This is a genomic window from Streptomyces sp. NBC_00569 (assembly GCF_036345255.1).
Lineage (GTDB): Bacteria > Actinomycetota > Actinomycetes > Streptomycetales > Streptomycetaceae > Streptomyces.
Genome location: NZ_CP107783.1, coordinates 415121 through 438186 on the forward strand (window position 1 = coordinate 415121; position 23066 = coordinate 438186).

The 23066-nt window shown below is 69.1% G+C and carries 15 protein-coding genes; 6 read left to right on the forward strand and 9 right to left on the reverse strand.

The features are described from left to right. Nucleotides 1–49: 49 nt before the first annotated feature. Genes OHO83_RS01955 through OHO83_RS01970 form a run of 4 tightly spaced genes read left to right on the forward strand, consistent with a single transcriptional unit; the run spans nucleotide 50 to nucleotide 5965 of the window. Complete coding sequence (locus OHO83_RS01955) at nucleotides 50–1705, forward strand: ABC transporter substrate-binding protein (protein WP_330278501.1); 1656 nt, start codon at nucleotides 50–52, stop codon at nucleotides 1703–1705. Further along, the gene (locus OHO83_RS01960; protein ID WP_266679555.1) at nucleotides 1702–3204 is read left to right on the forward strand and encodes a GH39 family glycosyl hydrolase; all 1503 of its coding nucleotides are present in this window, start codon (nucleotides 1702–1704) and stop codon (nucleotides 3202–3204) included. Before OHO83_RS01955 ends, OHO83_RS01960 begins: the two co-directional genes overlap by 4 nt. After that, the gene (locus OHO83_RS01965; protein WP_266679554.1) at nucleotides 3201–3920 is read left to right on the forward strand and encodes a hypothetical protein; all 720 of its coding nucleotides are present in this window, start codon (nucleotides 3201–3203) and stop codon (nucleotides 3918–3920) included. The genes OHO83_RS01960 and OHO83_RS01965 overlap by 4 nt, the downstream gene beginning before the upstream one ends. Then, nucleotides 3917–5965: a beta-galactosidase gene (locus tag OHO83_RS01970; protein ID WP_266679553.1), complete on the forward strand. Its 2049-nt coding sequence runs from the start codon at nucleotides 3917–3919 to the stop codon at nucleotides 5963–5965. The genes OHO83_RS01965 and OHO83_RS01970 overlap by 4 nt, the downstream gene beginning before the upstream one ends. Here OHO83_RS01970 and OHO83_RS01975 read toward each other — a convergent pair. The 4 genes from OHO83_RS01975 to OHO83_RS01990 form a co-directional block, all read right to left on the reverse strand. Further along, the gene (locus OHO83_RS01975) at nucleotides 5962–7929 is read right to left on the reverse strand and encodes an alpha-glucuronidase (RefSeq protein ID WP_266679552.1); all 1968 of its coding nucleotides are present in this window, start codon (nucleotides 7927–7929) and stop codon (nucleotides 5962–5964) included. The genes OHO83_RS01970 and OHO83_RS01975 overlap by 4 nt on opposite strands. Continuing rightward, complete coding sequence (locus OHO83_RS01980; protein WP_266679551.1) at nucleotides 7926–11051, reverse strand: glycoside hydrolase family 2 TIM barrel-domain containing protein; 3126 nt, start codon at nucleotides 11049–11051, stop codon at nucleotides 7926–7928. Before OHO83_RS01980 ends, OHO83_RS01975 begins: the two co-directional genes overlap by 4 nt. 78 nt (nucleotides 11052–11129) lie before the next feature. Next, nucleotides 11130–11732 carry an SGNH/GDSL hydrolase family protein gene (locus OHO83_RS01985; RefSeq protein ID WP_266679550.1) on the reverse strand — a complete coding sequence of 201 codons (603 nt, stop codon included), beginning with the start codon at nucleotides 11730–11732 and terminating at the stop codon, nucleotides 11130–11132. Nucleotides 11733–12173: 441 nt separating this feature from the next. Next, complete coding sequence (locus OHO83_RS01990; RefSeq protein ID WP_266679549.1) at nucleotides 12174–12329, reverse strand: hypothetical protein; 156 nt, start codon at nucleotides 12327–12329, stop codon at nucleotides 12174–12176. Nucleotides 12330–12634: 305 nt separating this feature from the next. Here OHO83_RS01990 and OHO83_RS01995 point away from each other — a divergent pair, with 305 nt between their 5' ends. Further along, complete coding sequence (locus OHO83_RS01995) at nucleotides 12635–13477, forward strand: DUF1206 domain-containing protein (protein WP_266679548.1); 843 nt, start codon at nucleotides 12635–12637, stop codon at nucleotides 13475–13477. A 299-nt stretch (nucleotides 13478–13776) separates the two neighbouring features. On the opposite strand, the gene OHO83_RS02000 is transcribed toward OHO83_RS01995, so the two are convergent. From OHO83_RS02000 to OHO83_RS02020, 5 genes are all read right to left on the reverse strand, one after another. Beyond that, on the reverse strand, nucleotides 13777–15297 hold the full coding sequence (locus OHO83_RS02000) for a catalase (protein ID WP_266679547.1): 1521 nt from the start codon (nucleotides 15295–15297) through the stop codon (nucleotides 13777–13779). A gap of 263 nt (nucleotides 15298–15560) precedes the next feature. Further along, nucleotides 15561–17291 carry a thiamine pyrophosphate-dependent enzyme gene (locus OHO83_RS02005; RefSeq protein ID WP_330278502.1) on the reverse strand — a complete coding sequence of 577 codons (1731 nt, stop codon included), beginning with the start codon at nucleotides 17289–17291 and terminating at the stop codon, nucleotides 15561–15563. Nucleotides 17292–17440: 149 nt separating this feature from the next. Then, a complete protein-coding gene (locus OHO83_RS02010) occupies nucleotides 17441–19024 on the reverse strand; it encodes an FMN-binding glutamate synthase family protein (protein WP_266679544.1) in 1584 nt (527 codons plus the stop codon). A 756-nt stretch (nucleotides 19025–19780) separates the two neighbouring features. Continuing rightward, nucleotides 19781–21004, reverse strand: a complete 1224-nt coding sequence (locus tag OHO83_RS02015; RefSeq protein WP_266679543.1) for an MFS transporter — start codon at nucleotides 21002–21004, stop codon at nucleotides 19781–19783. After that, on the reverse strand, nucleotides 21001–21570 hold the full coding sequence (locus OHO83_RS02020) for a helix-turn-helix domain-containing protein (RefSeq protein WP_266679542.1): 570 nt from the start codon (nucleotides 21568–21570) through the stop codon (nucleotides 21001–21003). The genes OHO83_RS02015 and OHO83_RS02020 overlap by 4 nt, the downstream gene beginning before the upstream one ends. On the opposite strand from OHO83_RS02020, the gene OHO83_RS02025 reads away from it, so the two are divergent. After that, nucleotides 21569–22090 carry a GNAT family N-acetyltransferase gene (locus OHO83_RS02025; protein WP_266679541.1) on the forward strand — a complete coding sequence of 174 codons (522 nt, stop codon included), beginning with the start codon at nucleotides 21569–21571 and terminating at the stop codon, nucleotides 22088–22090. The two genes, OHO83_RS02020 and OHO83_RS02025, sit on opposite strands and share 2 nt — an antisense overlap. Nucleotides 22091–23066 lie beyond the last annotated feature (976 nt).

The window sequence follows — 23066 nt, forward strand, 5'->3', positions numbered from 1 at the left end:
GCATGAACGTAATCAAGCCTCAACAGACTTGCATGACAAAGGAGTTCACGTGACGAACACGGGCCAGCTGTCGAGAAGGTCGCTGCTCGCCGCGGCGGGGTTCGCCGGACTCGCCGTACTCACCGGCTGCGGCAGCGGTGAGAACGGCGGCGACAGCAAGGACCTGTCGAAGAAGCGCAACGGCGCCATGGAGAAGTACAACGCCGGTGAGCAGTTCAAGGCGACCAAGGCGCTCTCCTTCTCCGTCCTGCACAACAACAACCCGACGTACCCGAGGAAGAACAGCTGGCTGTTCTGGAAGGAGGTCACCAAGCGCACGGGCATCACTCTGCAGCCCGTCGACGTCCCGCTGAGCGACTACGAGAAGAAGCGCAGCCTGCTGATCGGCTCGGGAGACGCCCCCTTCCTGATCCCGAAGACGTACCACCCCTCCGAGGTCGCCTTCGTGTCGTCGGGCGCGATCCTGCCGGTGAGCGAGTACGTGCACCTGATGCCCAACTTCCAGGACAAGGTCAAGCGCTGGAAGCTCGAGCCCGAGCTGGACTCCATCCGCCAGTCCGACGGCAAGTACTACCTGCTGCCCGGGCTCCACGAGAAGCCCAGGTCCGGATACTCACTGTCCTTCCGCACCGACGTCCTCGACAAGATCGGCGTGAGCCTGCCGTCGACGTGGGACGAGGTGTACGAAGTCCTCAAGGCGATCAAGGCGGAGTACCCCGACAGCTACCCGCTCTCCGACCGCTGGAGCACCAACACCGTCTTCCCGGCGGCCGCCCTCCTCAGCTACCTCGGGCAGGCGTACGGCGTCCGGGCCGGCTGGACCTACGAGAACATCACCTTCGACACGAAGGCGCAGAAGTTCGTCTTCACCGGGGCGACGGACGAGTTCCGACAGGTCATCGAGTATCTGCGCAAGCTGGTCGCCGAGAAGCTGATGGACCCGGAGAGCTTCACCCAGACCGACGACAACGCGGTGAAGAAGCTGCTCGCCGAGAAGTCCTTCGCGATCAGCGCCAACCCGCAGGAGCTGGTGCAGAAGTACCGCTACAACCTGGAGCGACAGGTCAAGGGCTCGAAGATCGAGATGATTCCCGTGCCACTCGGACCCGCCGGTGAGGTCGTGCTCGGCGGCATCCGCCTGGAGAACGGCCTGATGATCTCCAGCAAGGCGCTCAAGAGCGACAACTTCGTCGCGCTGATGCAGTTCACCGACTGGCTCTTCTACTCGGACGAGGGCCAGGCGTTCTGCAAATGGGGCGTCGAGGGCGTCACGTACACGAAGTCCGGCGACCAGTACAAGCTCAAGCCCGGCATCAGCCTCATGGGCTCGGACCCCAAGGCCCCGAAGGATCTGCAGAAGGACTACGGCTTCTTCAACGGCGTCTTCACCTACGGCGGCAGCTGGGAGCTGGTGTCCTCCTCGTTCAGCCCGGACGAGAAGAAGTTCCAGGACGTGATGGCCACGCGCAAGCAGACGACGATCGCCCCCGCGCACCCGCTGCTGTCCGCGGAGCAGGAGCAGGCCTCGCTCTGGGAGACGCCGCTCACGGACCACATGAACCAGAACACCCTCAAGTTCGCTCTCGGCAAGCGGCCACTGTCCGAATGGGACGACTACGTCGCCGAGCTGAAGGCCAAGAACATGCAGCAGTTCGTGGATCTGCACAACAAGGCCTACGAGCGGTACAAGAAGGACAACGGATGATCCGCGTCCCGGCCGAGTCGCAGGGCGTCCTCTCCGAGGCGTGGCGGGCATGCGTCGGCACGGGCCGCCTCGAACTCGCCCTGCGCCGTGACTACCAGGACTCCCTCGCACTGCTCCAGAAGGAGATCGGTTTCCGGCACATCCGTGGGCACGGGCTGTTCAGCGACGGGATGGGCGTGTACCGGCCGTACGAGTGGCAGGGCGCCCGGCGCGTGCATCACTCGTTCACCTACGTCGATCAGGTCGTCGACGCCTGCCTCGCGCTCGGCATCCGCCCCTTCCTCGAACTCGGCTTCATGCCCGGCACGCTGGCGTCCGGCGGGCAGACCGTCTTCTGGTGGAAGGGAAATGTGACACCACCCTCCTCGCACCGGGAATGGGCGGACCTGGTGCGCGCGACACTGACCCACTTCGTGGACCGCTACGGCCTGGAGGAGGTGCGCGGCTGGCCCGTCGAGGTGTGGAACGAGCCGGATCTGCCGGACTTCTGGGAGGGCGCCGACCAGGCGGCGTACCACCGTCTGTACGAGGTGACGGCGCACGCCGTGAAGGATGTCGACGCGTCGCTCCAGGTCGGCGGGCCCGCCGTGTCGCCCGGCGCGGACGACGGTTGGCTCGGGCGGTTCGCGGAGTTCGTGGAGCGGCGTGATCTGCCGGTCGACTTCGTGTCGCGCCACGCGTACACCTCGGGGCCCGCGCAGCCGGTGCCGTTCGGGACGTACCAGACGCTGGCCCCGGCCGAGCGCCTACTGGAGCAGTTCGGGGCCCCGCGGCGCGAGCTGAAGGGCACATCGCTCGCCGAACTGCCGGTCCACATCACTGAGTTCAACTCCTCTTACCGCCCGGACAACCTGATCCACGACACGGCCTTCCACGCCGCGTACCTGGCTCCGGTGCTGGCGGCCGGTGGAGATCTGGTGGACTCCTTCTCGTACTGGACGTTCAGCGACATGTTCGAGGAAGTGGGAGTTCCGACGGCACTGTTCCACGGCGGTTTCGGGCTCCTGACGCACCGCCAGGTCAGGAAACCCACGTATCACCTGTACGCGTTCATGGCCCGCATGGGCCGTAATGTGCTGGTCCGCGGCGCCGACCATCTCGTCACCCGGCACCCCGACGGTCGGGTCACGGTTCTGGCGTGGGCCCCGCCCGGGTCGGACCGGCATACGCTGCGGCTGTCCGTTCCGGTCGGCGACGCCGAGCGCGGCGCGGTCTTCCTGCGTCGCTCCAGCGTCGACGAGGAGCGCGGCAACGCGTACACCGCGTGGCGCCGGATGGGCAGCCCGCGCTCGCCCCGCCCCCAGCAGCTCGACGTCCTGCACGAGGCGGCGGAACCTGGACGAACCCATCTCCGGCTGCCCGTCGAGGCGTTCAGGGTGGAGGTCGACCTCACGCTGGAGCGGCACGAGGTGACGCTGGTCGAGCTGACCCCGGTGATCGAGGAGTCTCCCGACTGGTGGGACGAGGATCGGATTCTCGGGGGCGGGGGTGCCGGATGAGCGCAGCACAGGCCGGCTCCCCCGGGGCGGCCGCCCTGCCGCGCGCCGCCCGCGTCTTCGGTGACGGACCCCTGTCGCGGGCCTGCGCCCTCATCCACACGCTGCTGACGGTCGAGGGCCTGCTGCTGCTCACGCTGGCCCCCAGCCTGCTCGGGCTGCTGTTCCTCGGCGCGGACCCGGCGAACCTGCCGATCGCGGCGCTGTGCCTCGTGCCCCTCGGCCCGTCCCTGTCCGCCGCCCTGTACGCCTTGCACCACCGCAGCCGCGACCTGACGGAACTGCGTCCGGCCCGCGCCTATCTGCGCGGGCTGTGCCTCAACTCCGTTGCGGCGTTGCGGATATGGGTCCCGCTGCTCGCCTGGCTGACCGTCATCGCGTACGGCCTCACCCACTTCGCCGCGACCGGGCTGCCCGGCTGGTGGGCCGTACTGCTCGGAGTCATCGGTGTGGGCGCGCTGCTCTGGGGCGCGCACGCGCTGGTGCTGACGGCCCTGTTCACGTTCCGGGCCGTCGACACGGCGCGGCTCGCCGGTTACTTCCTGCTGCGGTACGGCCGCGCGACGCTCGGCGCGGCCAGTCTGCTCCTCGTCGCGACCGCGGCCACCTTGTGGTGGACCGAGGCGCTGCCCCTGCTGCTCGCTCCGGTGCTGCTCCTGTCGCTGCTGCGCACCAGCCGTCCGATCATCGCCGAGACCCAGGAGGACTTCACCGTATGAACGGCGTACCCGCCACCCCCACGATCCCTTACGGCGGTGACTACAACCCGGAGCAGTGGCCCGAGGAGGTCTGGGATGCGGACCACCGGCTGTTCGGCAAGGCCGGGATCGACACGCTGACGGTGGGCGTGTTCGCGTGGTCGCTGCTCCAGCCCTCCCCGGACACCTATGACTTCACGGCCCTCGACCGGATCGTGGACCGGGTGGCGGCCGAGGGGCGCCACATCGTCCTGGCCACCGGCACGGCCGCGCTGCCGCCCTGGCTCGCGAAGGCCCACCCGGAGGTGAACCGCACCGACTTCGAGGGCCGCCGCCACGGCTACGGGCAGCGGCACAACTTCTGCCCGAGCTCACCGGCGTACCGACGCCTGTCCACGGCGCTGGCGGGACGGATCGCCCAGCGGTACGCGGACCATCCGGCGCTGCTCGCCTGGCACATCAACAACGAGTATGGCGGGGCCTGTTACTGCGATCTGTGCGCGGAGGCGTTCCGCGGCTGGCTGCGGGAGAAGTACGGCTCGCTGGGCGCCCTGAATGAGGCGTGGTGGACGACCTTCTGGTCGCACCGCTACACGGACTGGTCCGAGATCGAGCCGCCCAGCGCCCTCACCGAGCATTGGCGCGGCCCGGACCACACCGCGTTCCAGGGGATCACGCTCGACTACCACCGGTTCACCACGGACGCGCTGCTCGGCTGCTTCGTCGCCGAGAAGGAGGCCGTACGCGCCCACAGTCCGCACACACCCGTGACCACCAACTTCATGGGGATGTACCGGCCGTTGGACTATCACCGTTGGGCCCCGCATCTCGACTTCGCGTCCTGGGACAGCTATCCCCCGCTGGACGCACCGCCCACCTGGCCGGCGCTCGCGCACGACCTGATGCGCGGGCTCAAGGACGGCGCCCCGTTCTGGCTGATGGAGCAGACGCCGTCCACCACGGCCTGCCGCGACGTCAATCCGCTGCGCAGGCCCGGCGAGTTGCGCCTCGCGAGCTGGCAGGCGGTGGCGCACGGCGCGGACGCGGTCCTGTACTTCCAGATGCGGGCTTCGCGCGGGGCGTGCGAGAAGTACCACGGGGCGGTCATCGGCCACGCGGGCCGCGACGACACCCGCGTGTTCGGGGAAGTCTCGGATCTGGGACGGGAGTTGGGCGAGGTGGGCGGGTTGACGCTCGGCGCCCGGACTCCCGCCCGGACCGCGTTGCTCTTCGACTGGGACAGCTGGTGGGCGCTGGAGATGTCGGACGGCCCGTCGCGGCTGGTGCGCTACCAGGATGTCGTGCACTCCTACTACCGGGCCGCGCGCACGGCGGGTGCGGACGTCGACGTCGTCCCGGTGACGGCGGACCTGTCGGCGTACGACGTGGTCCTCGCGCCCCTGCTGCACCTGGTGAAGGGGGATCTGGCGACACGCCTCGAGGCAGTGGCCGAGCGGGGCGGCACCGTGCTGACGACCTTCCTGTCCGGGCGTGGCGACGAGCACGACCGCGCCTTCCTCACGGATGTACCGGGGCCGCTCGGGCCGCTGACGGGCGTTCGCGTCGACGAGTGGGACTCCCGGGCGGCGGAGGTGACGAACCCGGTCGACTTCGGCGACCTGCGCTCACCGGCCCGGCTGGTCTTCGAGCTCGTCGTGCCGCAGGGTGCCGAGCCCGTCGCCACGTACACCTCCGACTTCTATGCCGGAACGCCCGCGGTCACCCGCAACCGTTTCGGGGAGCGCGGCGGCGAAGGCTGGTACGTGGCAACGCAGCTCGACGACGCGGGTACGGACCGGGTGGTGCGCCAGGTTCTCTCCCGGCACGGCCTCGTCGGTCCGTACGCAGAGGTGGCCGGCCTGGAGACGGCGACCCGTGTCGCAGTCGACGGGACGCGCCTGCTGTTCCTGCTCAACCACATGTCAGATGAGGTGGCGTTGACGGTCCAGGAGTCGACGACGGACGTCCTGACGGGCAAGGTGTACACGCCCGGCGAGCCCCTCACGCTCGACCCGCTGGGTGTGTGCGTACTGCGCCTCGAGGAAACCGCCGCCGGTCCCCACTAGTGGATGCGGCGCCCGCCCGCGTCCGGGATCCCGGACTTGCGCAGGAAGTAGCTGTTGACGTGGTCGCGCCACTCGCGGGCGCTGCGCAGCTGCTCCTCGTACAGCTCGGCCACCCGGGCGTGCCGCGCGGGCGCCACCAGATCGGCCAGCGACGCCCACACTCCCTGTGCCACCTCGACCTCTTCGACGCCCTCGAAGTGGGTGTCGTAGATGTGCTGGATCACGCTCTTGCCGCTGTGGAGTACATGCTCGTACGGCACGTGGTGGAAGAACAGCAGCAGCTCGTCGGGGCAGTCCTGCGGCGTCTCGTACGTCTGCGACCAGGGCTTGGCGTACTGCGCCGCGTACCCGGTGCCGGTGGCACGGCTGCGGTCGACGCCGATGCCGTCGCGGTCGGCGAAGTGGTAGGTGCCCCAGGGGCTGTACTCGTACCCGTCGACGCCGGGCCCGTAGTGGTGTCCGGGCTGCACCATGAAGCCGACGCCCAGCGGTGCGGTGTACTTCTCGTATGTCGACCAGGAGGCGCGCAGTACCGCACGGAGGCCGGAGCGCAGTCGGTCGGGGTCAGCGGTGTGTTCCGGCGTGAACGTCACCTCCGTCCATTCATCGAGCAGTTCCTCCGGGTCTGCGTGCGGCTGCCAGGCCAGGCGGCCGAACGCGTACAGGTTGAACTGGGCGAGTGGGTGCCCGGTCCAATAGGGGTCGGCTCCGGCGTTCGAGACGGCCACCAGGCCGCCTCCGCCCGCGAGCCGGCCGACGGTGGCGCCGTCCTCGCCCTCGGGCCGGAAGCCGAGCACCTCGGACCACATCGGGGCGAGGGCGCACACGTGCCGCTGCTGCCCGGTGTACTCCTGGGTGGCTTGCAGCTCGACCGCGACCCGGGTGCGGGGCAGGGCGCCGATGACCGGCGAGACGGGTTCGCGGACCTGGAAGTCCATCGGTCCGTGCTTGACCTGGAGCACCGCGTTGTCCCTGAACTGCCCGTCGAGCGGGGCGAAGTGGACGTACGCGGCGCACGCCCGGTCCGTGGTCCGGTCGCGCCAGTCCTGGTTGTGGTTGTAGACGAAGGCCCGCCAGTGGACGGTGCCGCCGTGCGGGGCGAGGGCGTCGGCGATCAGGTTCGCGCCGTCGGCGTGGGTGCGGCCGTAGGCGAACGGCCCCGGCTGTCCTTCGGAGTCGGCTTTGACGACGAAGCCACCGAAGTCGGGGATGCGCGCGTACACACGGTCGGCGGCCGACCGCCACCAGTCCCGTACACCGTCATCGAGCGGGTCGGCGGTGTCGAGCCCGCCCAGGGCGACGGGTGCGGCGAAGCTGACGGAGAGGTGGGTGCGGATGCCGTACTTCCGCAACTCTCCTGCGATGTCGGCCACTTCACCGATGCGCTCGCTGAGGAGTCGCGCCTCGGTCTCATGGACGTTGACGTTGTTGACGCAGACGGCGTTGATCCCGCAGGCCGCGAGGAGCCGTGCGTACGCGCGGACCCGGTCGAGGTCCCCGCGCGCCCGTCCGTCCTCCCAGAACAGCGAGCCACCCGCGTAGCCGCGTTCGACCTGGCCCATCACGGGATGCACGTCGACGTTGTCCCAGTGGTTGAGCATGCGCCGGGAGAGGGCGGGCCGGTGGGTCTGCTCGGGGGCGTCGGCGAATGCGGCGGCGCCGAGGCGCACGACATGGAAGAAGCCGTACAGGAGGCCGGCCGGGGCGACGGCAGTGACGGTGGTGTGCCCGCCGGACCGCGCCAGAGTGAAACCCTCGGGGCCGGTGTCGGCAGCTCTGTCGAGTCGGAACACGACGTGTCCGTCGCTCTGCGGTGGCCCGAACCTGCCGTGTGCGTAGGCGACTTCGGCTCGCAGTGTGTCGACGAGCGGGCCGTCGCCTTCGATCAGGACGCGGTGTGATCCGACGCCGCGCAGCGCGTCATCGGGCAGCCAGGCGGGGTCGATTCCGCTCAGGCCGCTCATGTAGCGGCCACATCGAGCGCGACGATCCCGAACGCGCCGGCGGGTTCGCCGGGCCCGCGGCTGGTCAGGTCCAGGCGGAGGCGGCTGCCATGGACAGCGTCGAAGGTGATGACGGTCGGCTCACCGGACGCCGCTGACCAGTCGATGTCGGCGTCGTGTACGGGGACATAGCGCTTGCCGTCCCAGACCGACACGTCGACCGAGGCGGGCAGGGAGTGTTTCGCGTCGGTCGTGAAGGACACCTCGACCCGCCCGATCTCGCGCTCTTGCGCCCATGCCACCGACACCCAGTCGGCGAGCCGGGCTCCGTCGAAGGCGGGCAGCAGTGCGGTCGCCGACTTCGCGAAGGCGTTGGACCACTGGGTCGCGGGGTTCCCGTCGACCATCGCCGCGGGCAGAGTGCTCGCCGCGCCGGAGTAGCTCGCGTCCGCGAGCGGGTAGGTGGGTGTTCCGGGTCCCGGGTCGGGTGTGAAGGGTTCGGCCGGTGTGACAGGCCCGCCTGCCGGTCCCGCCACCCGCACGGAGACCTTTCCGGTGCGCAGCCCGTCGGCGGTGGCCGTGACGGTCAGGGAGCCCGGCTCTGTGCCCGCCCGCACCATGGCGAGTGCGAGGCCGTGGAAGGCGGTGCGCGTACTGGCCTGGTACCGCTCGGCGCTCTCCTGCCTGCCATTGTCCAGACCGGCCAGCCGACCGCCCTTGACGGTGAATTCGAGGAGGTGCTCGGCGTCGGGGACGACCACGCCGCGCGCGTCGACCACCTCGGCCGTGACGAAGACCAGCGAGCGCCCGTCGGCTGCGACGGACCTGCGGTCGGCGGTCAGGCGCACGCCGTGCGGCGTCCCGGCGGTGCGCAGCACGTCCGTCGCCACGACCTTCCCGCCCGCGCGGGCCACGGCCTTCAGCTCGCCTGCCGCGTACGGAACCTTCCACGACAGATGCAGCTTGCCGGCGCTGCCGTTCGGCGACGTGTAGCTGCCGGGGTAGGGACCGGAAGCGACCGTCTTGTCGTCATGCGTCGCCTCCGTGGTCTCCAGGTAGGCGCGGCCGTCGTCGGTCTTCTTGGCGTCGAAGGAACGCATGCCAAGGGACCGGCCGTTGAGGGTGAGTTCGACCTCGGCGACGTTCGCGTACGCCCACACCTCCACCTCCTGGCCGGGCTTGTGCGTCGTCCAGTCCATGGGCAGCAGGTGCACCATCGGCTCATCGGTCCACTGGCTGCGGAAGAGGTGGTACATGTCCTTGGGGAACCCGGCCGTGTCGACGGCGCCGAAGAACGACGCCTTCACCGGGAACACGTCGTACGGGGTCGGTTCGCCGATGTAGTCGATGCCGGACCACAGGAACTCGCCCGCGAAGAAGCGCCGGTCGCGGTCCTTCTTCAGGCCGTACTCGCCGCTCATCGTCCAGGAGGCGAGGTTGTTGTCGTACGAGGAGGTGGCGCGCCGGCCCGGGGTGTGGTTCTCCCCGGTGTTGAGGTGCTCGGGCTCCTGGTACGCGCCACGGGTGGACGTCTCCGACGAGGACTCGGACTCGAAGAGGAACAGGTGCGGGTAGCGGGCGTGCAGGGCGTCGACGGACGCGGCGGTGTTGTAGTTGAGGCCGAGGCCGTCCAGCTCGGCCAGGATCAGGTCCGCGGGTGAGCCGGCGGCCGGCAGGGAGCGGTACTTGTCGGAGCCGATGACGACGGGCCGGGTCGTGTCGAGGGCCTTGATGTCGGCGACGAGCCGCCGCGCCATCTCCACTCCTTCCGCGCGGGTCGAGTCGGGTATCTCGTTGCCGATCGACCACATCAGGACGGCGGGCGAGTTGCGGGCGGCGCGTACCATTTCGGCGATGTCGGCGTCGCTGTGGGCGTCGAAGAACCGGCCGTAGTCGTAGCGGTTCTTTCCGGTGCGCCAGCAGTCGAAGGCCTCCACGAGCATCACGATGCCGAGGTCCTCGCAGGCCTCGATCACCTCGGGGGCGGGCGGGTTGTGGGACGTGCGCAGCGCGTTCACACCCATGGATTTCATGATCGTCAGCTGGCGGCGCACGGCGTCGGGCTGGACGGCGGCGCCGAGCGCGCCGAGGTCGTGGTGGAGGTCCACGCCCTTGAGCTTGGCGTGGGTGCCGTTGAGCGAGAAGCCGTGGTCCGGGTCGAAGGTCGCGTGCCGCACGCCGAACCGGGTGCGGTAGGTGTCGACGGTGCGGCCGTCCACACGCAGGTCGGTGACGAGGGTGTAGCGGTGTTCCGGGGTGTCGATGGACCACAACTGCGGTTCATGGAGGGTCATTTGACCCTGCGCCGTGGCGGGGTCGGACCCGACGTCCTTCAGTACGGATTCGGTACGGGCGACGCGGCGGCCCTTGGCGTCGCGGACGGTGGAGACGACGGTCACGGCCGACGCGGTCGCGCCGGAGTCGTTGACGACATTCGTGCGCACGTCGACCGTCGCGTAACCCTTGTCGAGGGTGGCGGCGAGGTCGGGCGTCGTCACGAAGGTGCCCCAGCGCTGGACGTGCACCGGTTCGGTGATCACGAGGCGGGCGTGGCGGTAGATGCCGCTGCCCGAGTACCAGCGGCTGCTGGGCAGCCGGTTTCGGACCTCGACCGCGAGGACGTTGGCGGTGGCGCCGTCGGCGTGCAGCAGGTCGGTGATGTCGTAGGCGAATCCGGTGTAGCCGTAGGGGTGGTTGCCGACGAGTTCGCCGTTGACGTAGACATTCGCGTCCATGTAGACACCGTCGAACTCGACGGAGATCCGCTTGCCTGCACAGGCGGCGGGGACGGTGAACTTCTTGCGGTACCAGCCGAGTCCGCCGGGCAGAAAGCCGGTGCCGCTGGTCGTGTTGTGTTCCGTCGTGGGGGTCTGCTCGATGCTCCAGTCGTGCGGGACGGCGACCATCCGCCAGTCCGCGTCGTCGAACCCGGGCTGCTCGGCGTCCGCGTAGGCTCCCGTCGGATCGGTGATGCCGTCGGGGCTGACGAGCGCGAACCGCCAGCCTTCGTCGAGGCCGATGGTGCGGCGGCCGACCGGTCCGGTGCGGTCGGCGGCGGCCGCGCCGGGTGCGGGCAGCGCGAACGTCCCGGCCATGGAGCCGGCCGCACTCGCGGCCAGCACGGTTCTGCGGGTGACATGCATGAACGAGTCCCCTCGAAGCCAACACTACTCACCAGAAAGCAACTTGAGCGGACTGATTCTTTCGGCTTCGGGCCCTGATTAGTCAAGGGCCTTACCAAATATGGTGCCGAGGAACTTGTTGCCTGTGAGGTTTCCCGCCACGGCGCGGGCGAGGAGCGCGTGCCCCTCGTCGCCCGGGTGGACGCCGTCGACCAGGTGCGACGGGGTGAGCAGGCCGGCACCGGGCAGCAGCGCAAGCCGGTCGTCGCCGCCGCGGAGGGTGTCGCGCGTGGCCCGTTCGACGGCGTCACGCAGCTGGGCGAGGGTGGCGCCGAGCGCATTGGGAGTCGCTTCGCCGTCCGGACGGCGGACCGGCGAGACGACGAGCAGGGGCGTCTGCGGATGCCCGGTGCGGACGGCGGCAAGGAAGGCCAGGGTCGTCTCGTACAGCAGGCCCGCCGTGTGCGGTGTGCGCGACCAGCAGTTCGTCCCGAACACGATGGTGATGATGTCAGCTTCCAAGGAGGCGAGCTGCTGCGCGGAGGCGAGTTCGCCACGGGCCGCGCCCGCGTAGCCCAGGTTCACGTCCTCGACATCGAGCGCCCGCCCGGCCACCGCCGGCCAGGCGAGGTGCGGCCGGGACGCGGCCCAGCCCTCGACGACGGAGTCGCCGTGGACGAGCCAGCGGGGCGCGGCGGCCACGGGTTCCAGCGTGCCGCCGACCAGTCCCTTGCAGGGCCTGCTCAACCGGCGGGAACGATCACACGACGGGTGCCCTGACGGTGGCCTCTCAAACTCCGGGGACGGCCCCTGAGAGGAAGTACAGGAGCCCATTGCCCGCTGCTCGCTACAACCGCGGAGATCGCAACAGTTCGATCAGTGTCAGTAACTGCTCCTCGTCCACGATTGCGGCCACGGGGCCACTTCCCCTCCAACGGTTATGGCCGTGTCCAGCACGGGAGCACGACGCCCTGGCGCAGTACCCTGATGCACGCCCGAACCGGCGGAGAGAGGCAGCGGGCCAGGACGCATGGGGAACGCAGGCCGGGGCCCTGCGGAACGCGAAGGTCCGCAGGGCCCCGGCCTGCCCTGTAAGGGCTGCGCGGTATCGGTGTGCACGTGGACACACCAATAGACGCTTCCTCAGAAGTAGTGCCTACGTCCCCCCACCATGCGCCCGCTGGCGCCGAGGATCCACAGGACTGCACCGATGACGACGAGGATGCCGCCGACCGTCGTCAGCAACGAGATCCCGACCAACAGGCCGATTACGAGCAGAATGGCTCCGAGGACAATCATGGGGTTCCTCTCATCAAGTCTCGTCGGTATGCGCCGGCTCCGTCCGGCCTGCGGCGTCTGTTTCCGCCGTCTGCGTAGCCCGGAGCGGGTCAAAACCCTTCGGCCGGTGCATCTCGCGGCCGCTGGGTCTCTGCCGTGCTTGCTCCGTGTGCCCGTCTCTGCACGGCTCATGCACCGCCGGTCCACATCCTTGCCTTCGCCGAGGTCTCGCCACTGATCCGTTGAGGGGACTCTGCGTCAGCGTGGAAGACAGGACTCGGGAATGTGCCAGGGGTCGACTCCCCCGGCGGGGGCAGACGGTGGCTATGACTACTGGATCGGCAACAGCTCGCGGACGGAGACAGGCGCGACGCGCCGCGAAGAGCACGGCAGTCGCGGCGGGAGCCCGTGCGGGCTTCGTCGCTCGCGGAATCATCTACGTCCTGATCGGCGTTCTCTCCGTGCGGATCTCCTTCTCGGACGGGGGTGGCAGGCAGGCGGACCGGGGCGGAGCCATCGCCGAGATCGCGGGCAAGCCCTTCGGAGCCGCTCTGCTCTGGCTGCTCGGCATCGCCCTGGCGGGTATGGCCCTGTGGAGGCTGTCCGGGGCTGCGTTCGGCCAGGCAGGGCCCGATGGCAAGAAGGCCACCAAGCGGGCGATGGCCGCGGTCCGTTCGGTCTTCTACGGATTCGTCTCGTACTCCGTGCTGTCCTACGCCGCTGGTGACAAGAGCAGCGGAAGCGGTAACTCGGACGAGAACTCCCGTGACGTCACGGCGAAGGTTCTGGATTGGCCGGCAGGCCAGTGGATCGTGGCCGGCGCCGGCGCCGCGGTGGCCGCGGCCGGTGTATGGATCGCGGTGAGGGCCCTTCGGCGCAAGTTCCAGGAACACCTGAAGATGTCCGGGATGTCACCGAGGACCCGTCAAATGGTCACTGTGCTCGGGGTGTTCGGCGGTTCGGCCCGGGGCGTCGTCTTCGCCGCCGCGGGCGGCTTCGCCGTCACGGCGGCCGTCCAGCACAAGCCCGGCAAGGCCAAGGGCATGGACGACACTCTGCGCTCTTTCACGGATACGCCTGTCGGACCCTGGCTCCTCGTGTTCATCGCGGTCGGCCTCGTGGCTTTCGGGGTGTTCTCCTGGGCCAGCGCCCGCTGGCGCAAGCTCTGACCCGTGGCACGGGCAAGGTGCGGACCGTACGGAGAGAGCGCTCAGATGGTCTTCCTCAACCGGGATTCCGCTCCAACTCAAGTACGTGCCCTTGGTATTCCGAGTTCCGCTGACACGTCCGCTGCGACGACTCCCGGTCGAGGACCGCGAGATACATGAACCCGTCGGCACCGAGGCAGCATTGCATCGGCGGATCCCCAGTATCCGATACCGGGGATCCGCCGAACTGGTGTGGTTCACCGCGGGCGCCGGCGTCCCTCCAGCTCACACGAGCCAGTCACAGGATCGCCAGGGACCGCTCAGGCCTTCCTCTGCATGTCGCTCCGGGCAGGGTTGGACTGCTCCGCCGCCTTGGGGTCCTTCTCGTCCGCCTTCGCTCGCACACCCTGCTGGATGCGCTCGCCGAGGGACTTGTCGATGTTGGACCAGTACTCGAAGGCCCGGACGAGGACGGGTTCGCTCACTCCGTTGAGGAGGTGCCCTACGACGTTGTCCACGAGGCGATCGCGCGCGGCGTCGTCGAGGACCTCGCGCACCATCGTGCCGGCCTGGCCCCAGTCGTCGTCCTCTTCGTGGTCGACATACGCGGCGCGCGTGATGTCGCCGTCCGCGTGCCAGCTGGGCGCCGTGTAGCGGCTCGTGTCGGCTGCGGGGCCACCCTTGGAGTTGGGGGCGTAGACCGGATCCTCGGTCTTGCGGTACGCCATGGCTCCGTCTTTGGAGTAGGTGTTCAGCGGCGCGACGGGAGCGTTGACCGGAAGCTGCTGGTAGTTGCCGCCGATGCGGTGACGGTGTGCGTCGGCGTAGGAGAAGAGTCGCGCCAGCAGCATGCGGTCGGGACTGGGGCCGATGCCGGGGACGAGGTTGTTGGGCTGGAACGCGGCCTGTTCGATCTCGGCGTGATTGTCCGTGGGGTTGCGGTCGAGGGTCATCTTCCCGACCTCGATCAGCGGGTAGTCGCCGTGCGGCCACACCTTGGTCAGGTCGAACGGGTTGAAGCGGTAGGTGGCCGCGTCGTCGTACGGCATGACCTGCACGTGCAGCGTCCAGCTCGGGTGGTCGCCGTCCCGGATGTGCTCGAAGAGATCCCGGGTGTGGTAGTCGGTGTCGACCGCGCACATCTGGTCACCCTCGTCCTGGGTGAAGAACTCGATGCCCTGGTCGGTCTTGAAGTGGTACTTCACCCAGAACCGCTCGCCCTGCGCGTTGATCCACATGTACGTGTGGGAGGTGTAGCCGTTCATGTGGCGCCAGGAGCGCGGGATGCCGCGGTCGCCCATGAGCCACGTGACCTGGTGCGCGGACTCGGGTGAGAGGGTCCAGAAGTCCCACTGCATGTCGTGGTCACGGAGGTTGTTGTCCGCACGGCGTTTCTGGGAGCGGATGAAGTGCTGGAACTTCATCGGGTCCTTCATGAAGAAGACCGGGGTGTTGTTCCCCACCATGTCGTAGTTGCCTTCGGTGGTGTAGAACTTCACCGCGAATCCACGCGGGTCACGCCACGTGTCCGGGCTCCCGCGCTCGCCGGCGACGGTCGAGAACCGGATGACCAGATCGGTGCGCGTGCCCGGCTGGAAGACCGCGGCCTTCGTGTAGGCGCTGACGTCTCCGGTGACTTCGAAGTGGCCGAAGGCGCCGCTGCCCTTGGCGTGCGGCTGCCGCTCCGGAATGCGCTCCCGGTTGAACTGTGCCATCTGCTCGATCAGATAGGAGTCCTGCAGAAGGACCGGGCCACCGGCGCCGACGGTGAGCGAGTGTTCGTCGCTCTCGACCGGAACTCCGGCATCCGTGGTGGTCGCCTTGCCTGTGACGTCGTTCATGAGCTGCGTGCGCCTTTCGATCGGTCTGGTTCGTCGCGCCGCGAGGTCGGGCCCCCTGCTGAGGAGGGGCACGGCGAGGCAGCTTCGTGGCTGATCGGCAGATACATGGGCATAGCGCTTCACGTCCAGCCTGCGGCCTCTTCGCTCATTCGGCTCCTTTTCCTGCTCGCCCTCCGCTGCCGGTGATCTTTCGTGGGACGCACTCCGGGTGCCCGCGATCGCGCCGCCGACAGGTGCCGGGCCCGGACTTCCCGGGCCTGAGGTCAGCGCCCGTCGGGGCTCGTGAGGTTCTCGCGGATCTTGGCGATGGCGAAGCCCCAGCCCTGCTGGATGGTCGGCTTGGCGGGCACGGCGATCTCCTCCGGGTTGGTGAGGACGTCCAGGAGGACCGGTCCCGGCGTGGCGAAGGCCCTGCTGACGCCCTCGGCCAGATCCTCGGCCCGAGTCACCCGGATGCCGGTGATGCCGAGGGCCTCGGCGACCGCGGCGAAATCCGGATTGTCGAGCTCCGTGCCGAATTCCGGGAGGCCCGCCTGCTCCTGCTCCAGCTTCACCATCCCGAGGCGCCGGTTGTCGAAGACGACGAGCTTCACCGGCAGTCGCCTGCTGCGGACGGTCATGAGATCGCCGAGGAGCATCCCGAGTCCGCCGTCGCCGCAGAAGGCGACGACCTGCCGGTCGGGGTCCAGGAGCTGTGCGCCGATCGCCTGTGGCATCGCGTTCGCCATCGAGCCCAGGTTGTACGAGCCGAGCAGGCGGCGGGAACCGCGCATCTCGACGAAACGTGACAGCCAGACGGTGGCCATGCCGGTGTCCGAGGTGAAGACCGCGTCGTCGGCCGCCAGTGCGTCCACGGCGGCGGCCAGCGCCTCCGGACGTACCAGGTGGTCGCGGTTGTCGAAGGCGGACCGCACCTTGCCGATCAGCCCGCGGTCGTGGCCGGGCGCGGCCAGCCGCTGCTGCCCCTGCTGCCACGTGCTGAACTTCTCGCGCGCGTCGTCCAGGTGTTCACGGTCCGTGCGCCGCTCCAGCCTCTCCAGGAGCCCCCGCACCGTGGGACCGACGTCGGCGGCGAGGGCCACGTCGACCGGGACACGACGGCCGATGTGTTCGGCGACCCGGTCGACCTGGACGACCTTCTTGCCCTCCGGGTACCACTCCCGGTACGGAAAGTCGGTGCCGAGCAGCAACAGGGTGTCCGCTCCGTCCATCGCGTGCGCGGCGGCCGGGTTGCCGATCAACCCGGTCTGGCCGACCTGGAAGGGGTTGTCGCCCTCGAAGCCTTCCTTCGCCTTGAGCGTGAGCACCATGGGTGCGGCCAGCCGCTCGGCGAGGGCCAGAACGTCCTCGCGGTCGCCGCGCGCTCCGCGGCCGACGAGCATCGTGACCTTCCCGCCGTCGCGGAGGGCCTCGGCCGCCTCGTCCAGGACCGGATCGTCGGGCCGGTTGGCGGAACCGGCCACGGAGAGCCGCGCCGGCCGGTCCGCAGGCAGTTCCTGGTCGCCGATGTCGCCGGGGACGGTCAGCACCGCGACACCACGTCGCCCGATCGCGGTGCGCACGGCGATCTCCAGCAGGCCCGGCATCTGCTCCGCCGACGTGACGGTGGCGCGGAAGACGGCGACGTCGCGGAAGAGCAGGTCGTTGTCGACCTCCTGGAAGTAGTCCGTGCCCACCTCCGCGAGAGGCACCTGGCCGGCGACAGCAAGCACCGGGGTTCCGCTCTTCGCCGCGTCGTACAGACCGTTCAGCAGGTGCACGGAGCCAGGCCCCACCGTGCCCATGCAGACCCCTAGGGTGTCGGTGAGCTGGGACTGGGCCCCGGCGGCGAACGCGGCGGCCTCCTCGTGCCGGCATCCGACCCATTCGACGGACCCGGACGCGCGGATGGCATCGGTGAGGGGATTGAGAGCATCCCCCACCACGCCGAAGACATGGCGTACTCCGAGTTCCTCCAAGGCGTCGATCATGACGCGGGCCACGGTTCGACTCATCGCGTGTGTCTCCTCTCGAACGACTCGATAACTCGAAAGACTTGAAAGACTTGAAAGACTTGAAAGACTTGAAAGACTTGAAAGACTTGAAAGACCGGTGGTGTTTGACCGGTGCGCGGTGCCGTCAGCGCTGCCCTCAGGCCCCGCCGTCAGGGGGCGAAGGTGTCCGGATCGGCCGCACGCCAGTCGGCGGCCCAGCTCTCGGGCGGCTCGGCGAGCAGTTCGCCCGGCGACAGCCACTCGTACAGATCGGCGTAGGACCGGAACCCACCGTGATCCTCGCGGCGCCGCAACAGCCCGGGGCTCAGTTCCGCGGCGTCCCGTACGCCCATGGCGGCCATGATCTGCAGCGCGCTGTGAACGGTGGCCTGTTGGTAGCGGGCGACCCGCGCCGCTTTGTCCACGACGTCGAGGGCGCGGGCCCGACGCGGATCCTGGGTGGTCACGCCGGTCGGGCAACGGTTGGTGTGACAGCGCTGGGCCTGTATGCATCCGACAGCGAACATCATTGCCCGGGCCGCGTTGGTGTAGTCGGCGCCCATGGCCAGGCGCTTGACCAGGTCGGAACCCGTCGCCACCTTGCCGCTCGCACCGATCCGGATCCGTTCCCTCAGCCCCGCGCCGGTCAGGGCGCTGTGCACGGTGAAGAGGCCATCGGTGAGCGGCATGCCGAGGTGGTCGGCGAATTCCAGCGGCGCCGCGCCGGTGCCGCCCTCCGCACCGTCCACCACGATGAAGTCCGGAGTGATCCCTTCCTCCCTCATGGCTTTGCATACGGCGAGGAACTGTGTCCTGGACCCTGGGCACAACTTGAAGCCCACCGGTTTGCCCCCCGCCAGTTCCCGCATCCGGGCCAGAAACCGGACGAGTTCACGCGGGGTGGAGAAGACACGGTGGTACGGCGGTGACACGACGGTCTCCCCTTCGGGGACACCTCGGACCGAAGCGATCTCGGCGTTCACCTTGCTGCCCGGGAGGACACCTCCGATCCCGGGCTTGGCCCCCTGCGACAGCTTGAGCGACACACAGCGCACGGACGGATGGGCGGCCTTCTCGGCGAACTGCCGCGCGTCGAAGTCCCCGTCACTGGTGCGGCAGCCGAAGTAACCCGTACCGATCTCCCAGACGAGGTCGCCACCGGGGCGCAGATGGTACAGGGACAGGCCCCCCTCGCCGGTGTCGTGAGCGAACCCGCCGCGTGCGGCACCGGTGTTCAGCGCCACGACGGCGTTCGCCGAGAGCGAGCCGAAGCTCATGGCCGAGACATTGAGAAGGGCCATGTCGTACGGCGCGGTGCAGTCGGCGCCGCCGATCCGGACACGGGGAGGCGTGTCGGGCACGTCCACCGGGACCATGGACGGCACGAGGAACTCGTAACCGCGCTCGTTCATGTCGCGCTCGCTGCCGAACGGTTCCTCGGCATCGACGCCCTTGGCCCGCTCGTAGACGATGCTACGGGTGTCCCGGTCGAAGGGCCTGCCATCGTAGTTGCGCTCCACGAAGTACTGCTGCAGCTCCGGACGCAGCGTCTCCATGAAAAAGCGCAGATGGCCGAGCACGGGGTAGTTCCGCAGTACGGAGTGCCGACGCTGGATCAGGTCGTACACACCGGTCAGTGCCGCAGCCGTGAGAGGGGCCGCAGCGAACCACCACCACTCGGACGCCGAGAGAGTGAGCAGCAAACTGCCCAGCGCACAGGCCGTCAACAGCCCCACCGCTGCGAAACGCGTCATTGGTCCTCGCCGTCCTCGTCCAACTGGTCCGCGGCTCTGGCGAGTCCGCGTCGCTGCCCGGGCCTCCTGTCCGGCAACACCCTCCGGCTGTCCGAGCTCCCCGCCGCTAAACAAACCCGTTCGCACATGGCTGGAATCACGGAGGCGGAAACAGGGGTGACATCCGACCGGAGGGTGGTCGGCGTACCCGGGTGACGGTGGCTGGGGCTGTGGCTGGGGCTGTGGCTGTGGCTGTGGCAGAAGCCTGGAGGAGATCGAGAGGGGGCAGTACGTGGACCGGCACGCGGTGGCAGCCGTAGAAGCCTGCTACACCCTGGCCCAGATGTTCTTCCTCTACACGGCGGTCACGATCGTGCTCCCGCTCATGCCGGCGCCCGGTGCGCCGCCGGATCACCCGTGACTACCACCGGTGGGTCAAGGACCGGACACCGGCTGATGGACTTCCTGAGCTGACAGCGCCAACCCGACACGGCCGTCTCGGCCGTCACGTCTCCCACCGGACCGGGCTTCGAAGACAGGCCGGTTCGACAGCACCGCCGTCAGCGACCCTGCATCGAGCGGCGGCTCGGTCGTCGTCCCCGACGGCGGCGGAACGCTGTGGGCGCTGCGCGTGTGACCGTTCCGGCGCGCTGGCAGGAGTGCCACGAGGCGTTGCACGAGTCCTTTGTGCCGGTGACCAACGCGGGCCTCGACGGCCCCGGCCTCCGCCCTACCGTGAACGGGTGCGCAGCGGCGCGGAAGGGACCGGGCCGTACGTCATGGAAGGGACCGGGACGTGTGTGTCCCGGCCGTTTCGTATGGTGCCTCGTCCCACCCACGTGTCTCGCCCCTGTCGCGGCGCAGCGCGAGAAGTCCGGACAACAGCAGCGCTCCGAGCACCGCGCCGGAGGCGGCGGGCCAGCCGCCCACCGTGATCAGGGGCGCGGCGAGCGCGGATCCGACGACACCCGCGAGGAAGTAGAGGAGCAGGTAGACGCCGCTGAGGCTGCCGCCGCGGTGTGGGTCGATGGCCAGGATGCGGGCCTGGTTGGCGGCCTGTGCGGTGAAGCAGCCCGCGTCGACGAGGGCCAGGCCCGCCGCGGTGACGGCGGGGTGGTCAAGGCCGGTGCAGAGCAGGGCGGCGCCGGCGGCGGCCGTGCCCATGCTGGTGCAGATCACGGCACGAGGGCCGAAGCGGTCGCCGAGGCGCCCGGCGACCGGCAGCGCGGCGAAGCCCAGGGCGCCGGCCAGGCTGTAGAGACCGATGGCGGCGGCGTCGAGACCGTACGGCGGCTGGGCGAGCCGCACGGTGAGGGCGACCCAGACGAGGCTGAAGGCGAAGTACCAGAGGCTGCCGGCCGCCACGGCGCGGCGCAGGGCACGGTAACGGCGCAGGAGGCCGGGCAGCGCGGTGAGAGTGGCGAGATAGCTGTGCGTGGGCGCGGGCCGGGCGTCCGGCAGGCGCAGCCACGCGCCGGCGGCGCACACGAGCACGAGTCCGGCGAAGGCGAGCAGCATTCCGCGCCAGCCGAGCGCATGCGCGAGCGCGCCACCGACGAGGCGGCTCAGCAGGATCCCCGCGGACATCCCTGCGGCGACCAGCGCGACGGCTGTCCCGCGCCGCTCCCCCGGCACCGCTCGCCCGGCGATGGTCGAGGACTGTGCGCTGACGCTCGCGCCCGCTCCGATGATCACGTACGCGGCGAGCAGCAGCCACAGCCCCCGCGCGGCAGCGGCCAGGAGCAGGCCGGTCGCCAGCATGGCGAGCTGGCCCGTGACGAGGCGGCGAGGCGCCGCGCGGTCGGCGAGCGGAAGCAGAAACGCGAAGCCCACGATGCATCCGACGAGCGCGGCAGTCGTGACGAGGCCGATGGCGGCCGCCGAGGTGCCGGTGTCACGGGCGACGTCACCGAGCGCGGGCTGGATCGCGTAGTTGTTGGCCAGCGCGATCCCCGCCGTGCAGGCGAGCAGGCCGACGGGGCCGCGGGGCGGGCCACTCACGGCGCGTCCCCGCGCACCAGGACGACCGCGTAACGGCAGTTGTCGCTGGTGGAGTTGATGAAGACGCAGGGTGCGGGCGGGCCGAGTTCGACGGTGTCGCCGGCGTCCAGCTCGTGCACCGACTCGCCCTCGCGGAAGGTGAGATGGCCGTCGAGCACCCAGATGAGCTGCCGGTGGAACGCGAAGGCAGCTCCGGGGTACGGGACTTCGGCCCCCGCGGGCAGCAGGATCTCCGCCATCTCGGCCGGAAATCCGGGACCCGAGATCTGCCGTCGTGCGTAGCCGGTGCCCGGGTCGAGCCATTGGGGCGCCTCGTCGGCGCGCCGCACCCTCCCCGATCCCGCCTCCGGGTCGAGCAGGGTGGCGACGCTCAGCTGGAACGCCGCCGACAGCTTGCCCAGGACCACGGCGGTCGGGTTGCTCTCGCCTCGCTCGATCCGGTTGATCATCGCCCGCGAGACCCCCGACTCCTGCGCCAGCTCGACGAGCGTCCAGCGGCGCCGGTCACGCTCCGCGCGGATGCGTGCGCCGATGCGCTCCACCAGAGGGTCTACGATATTGGACATGCATCCACTATACGAGAACAGCGTGCGGGCGGTGACGGTCCGCCCTGCACTGCCCAGCGACCTGGACACCGTCCTGGCCATCCGTAACCACGCCATCGAGCACGGCACGGCACTGTGGACGGACACGCCGCAGTCCCGCGACGAGGGGGCGGCCTGGCTCGGCGCGCATCTGGAGCGCGGTTCGGCGTACGTGGCCGAGCGGGGCGGAGCCGTCGTGGGATTCGGCGTCTACGGCCCTTGGAAGGACTACTCCGGCTTCCGGCACACCGTCGAGAACTCGGTGTACGTCGCCGAGGGCCACCACGGCCACGGCATCGGCTCCGCGCTCCTCGGCACGCTGGTCACCTCCGCCACGGCGGCGGGCCTGCACGTCATGATCGCGGGGATCGAGGCGGGGAACACGGCGTCCGTCCGCCTCCACGAGCGCCACGGTTTCGAGCACGCCGGCACGGTGCGCGAGGTGGGCACGAAGTTCGGCCGCTGGCTCGATCTGACGCTGATGCGTCTGCAACTGAACTGACCGCATCCCGTACCGCCGGAGCTGGGTGCGCCCCAGCCAGGGTCTCGTTCCCGCGGCGACAGGGGCGGCGCACCACAACCCGGTTCACTGACGATGGCCCTGACTTTCCGGGTAGGGGTTCTCATCCGCTCGCAGCCGGCCCCGACTTCTTGACGAACAGCACTCAGAGCGTGGCGCCGGGAAGGGAAATGGAGCGGAACATCTTTTCGCCGAGCTGATCCCTGATCAGAGTGTCGATCTCGTTGGCTCTCGGGACATGCACGAAGGGCCTCCATGGATAAATCCGGTCATTGATCCAGGGAGTCTTCCAGTCAGTCGTGGCGGTGAAGAAGTTCTGCGCAAACTTCGCTGTGCGAGATCAGGAAATTGCTCCTCGACCTCCAGGCATCCACTCACGCACACATCGACATACGACTGAACAATGGGGAATTCCTGACTGGCATACCTGGCCGATGTGCTTCCGAAGTACCAGAAATCCCCGGGCGGCGGGGCCGATCTGCCATCCAGCATCGTGATGTCGCCGGGAGGGATGCGGATCAGCTTGTACCCCTTCTCCCGCTCGGCGAATGCCCTCAACTCACCGTGCGTCACCTGGAAGATCACACCGTTGCAGGTCGACCCCCGATCAGGAAGGGCTCCCAAGTACGTAGGTCCCCAGCTGACTGTGTCGACCCGGTCGTACCAGCCACGCGTGACACCCTGAACGGAGACCGGAAAAGACTTTCCCGCTTTCGGCCAGGTCTCCTCTCTGGACTCCTTTTGGATCAATGACCCGTATCCGAAAATGTATTGACTGCCAGAATCGGATTCCATTACCCCGGGTTTTGTCGAGACCTGCCCTGTGGTGCAACCCGGGGCGGCCGCACCGAGGCCCAGGACCGCAATACCCCCGAGCACGCTGCGCCGCCCCACTTCGGTCACGCATTTCATGGTCAGCATGCTTCCGCCCAGACAGCGGGGTGTCGAGAACGACGCG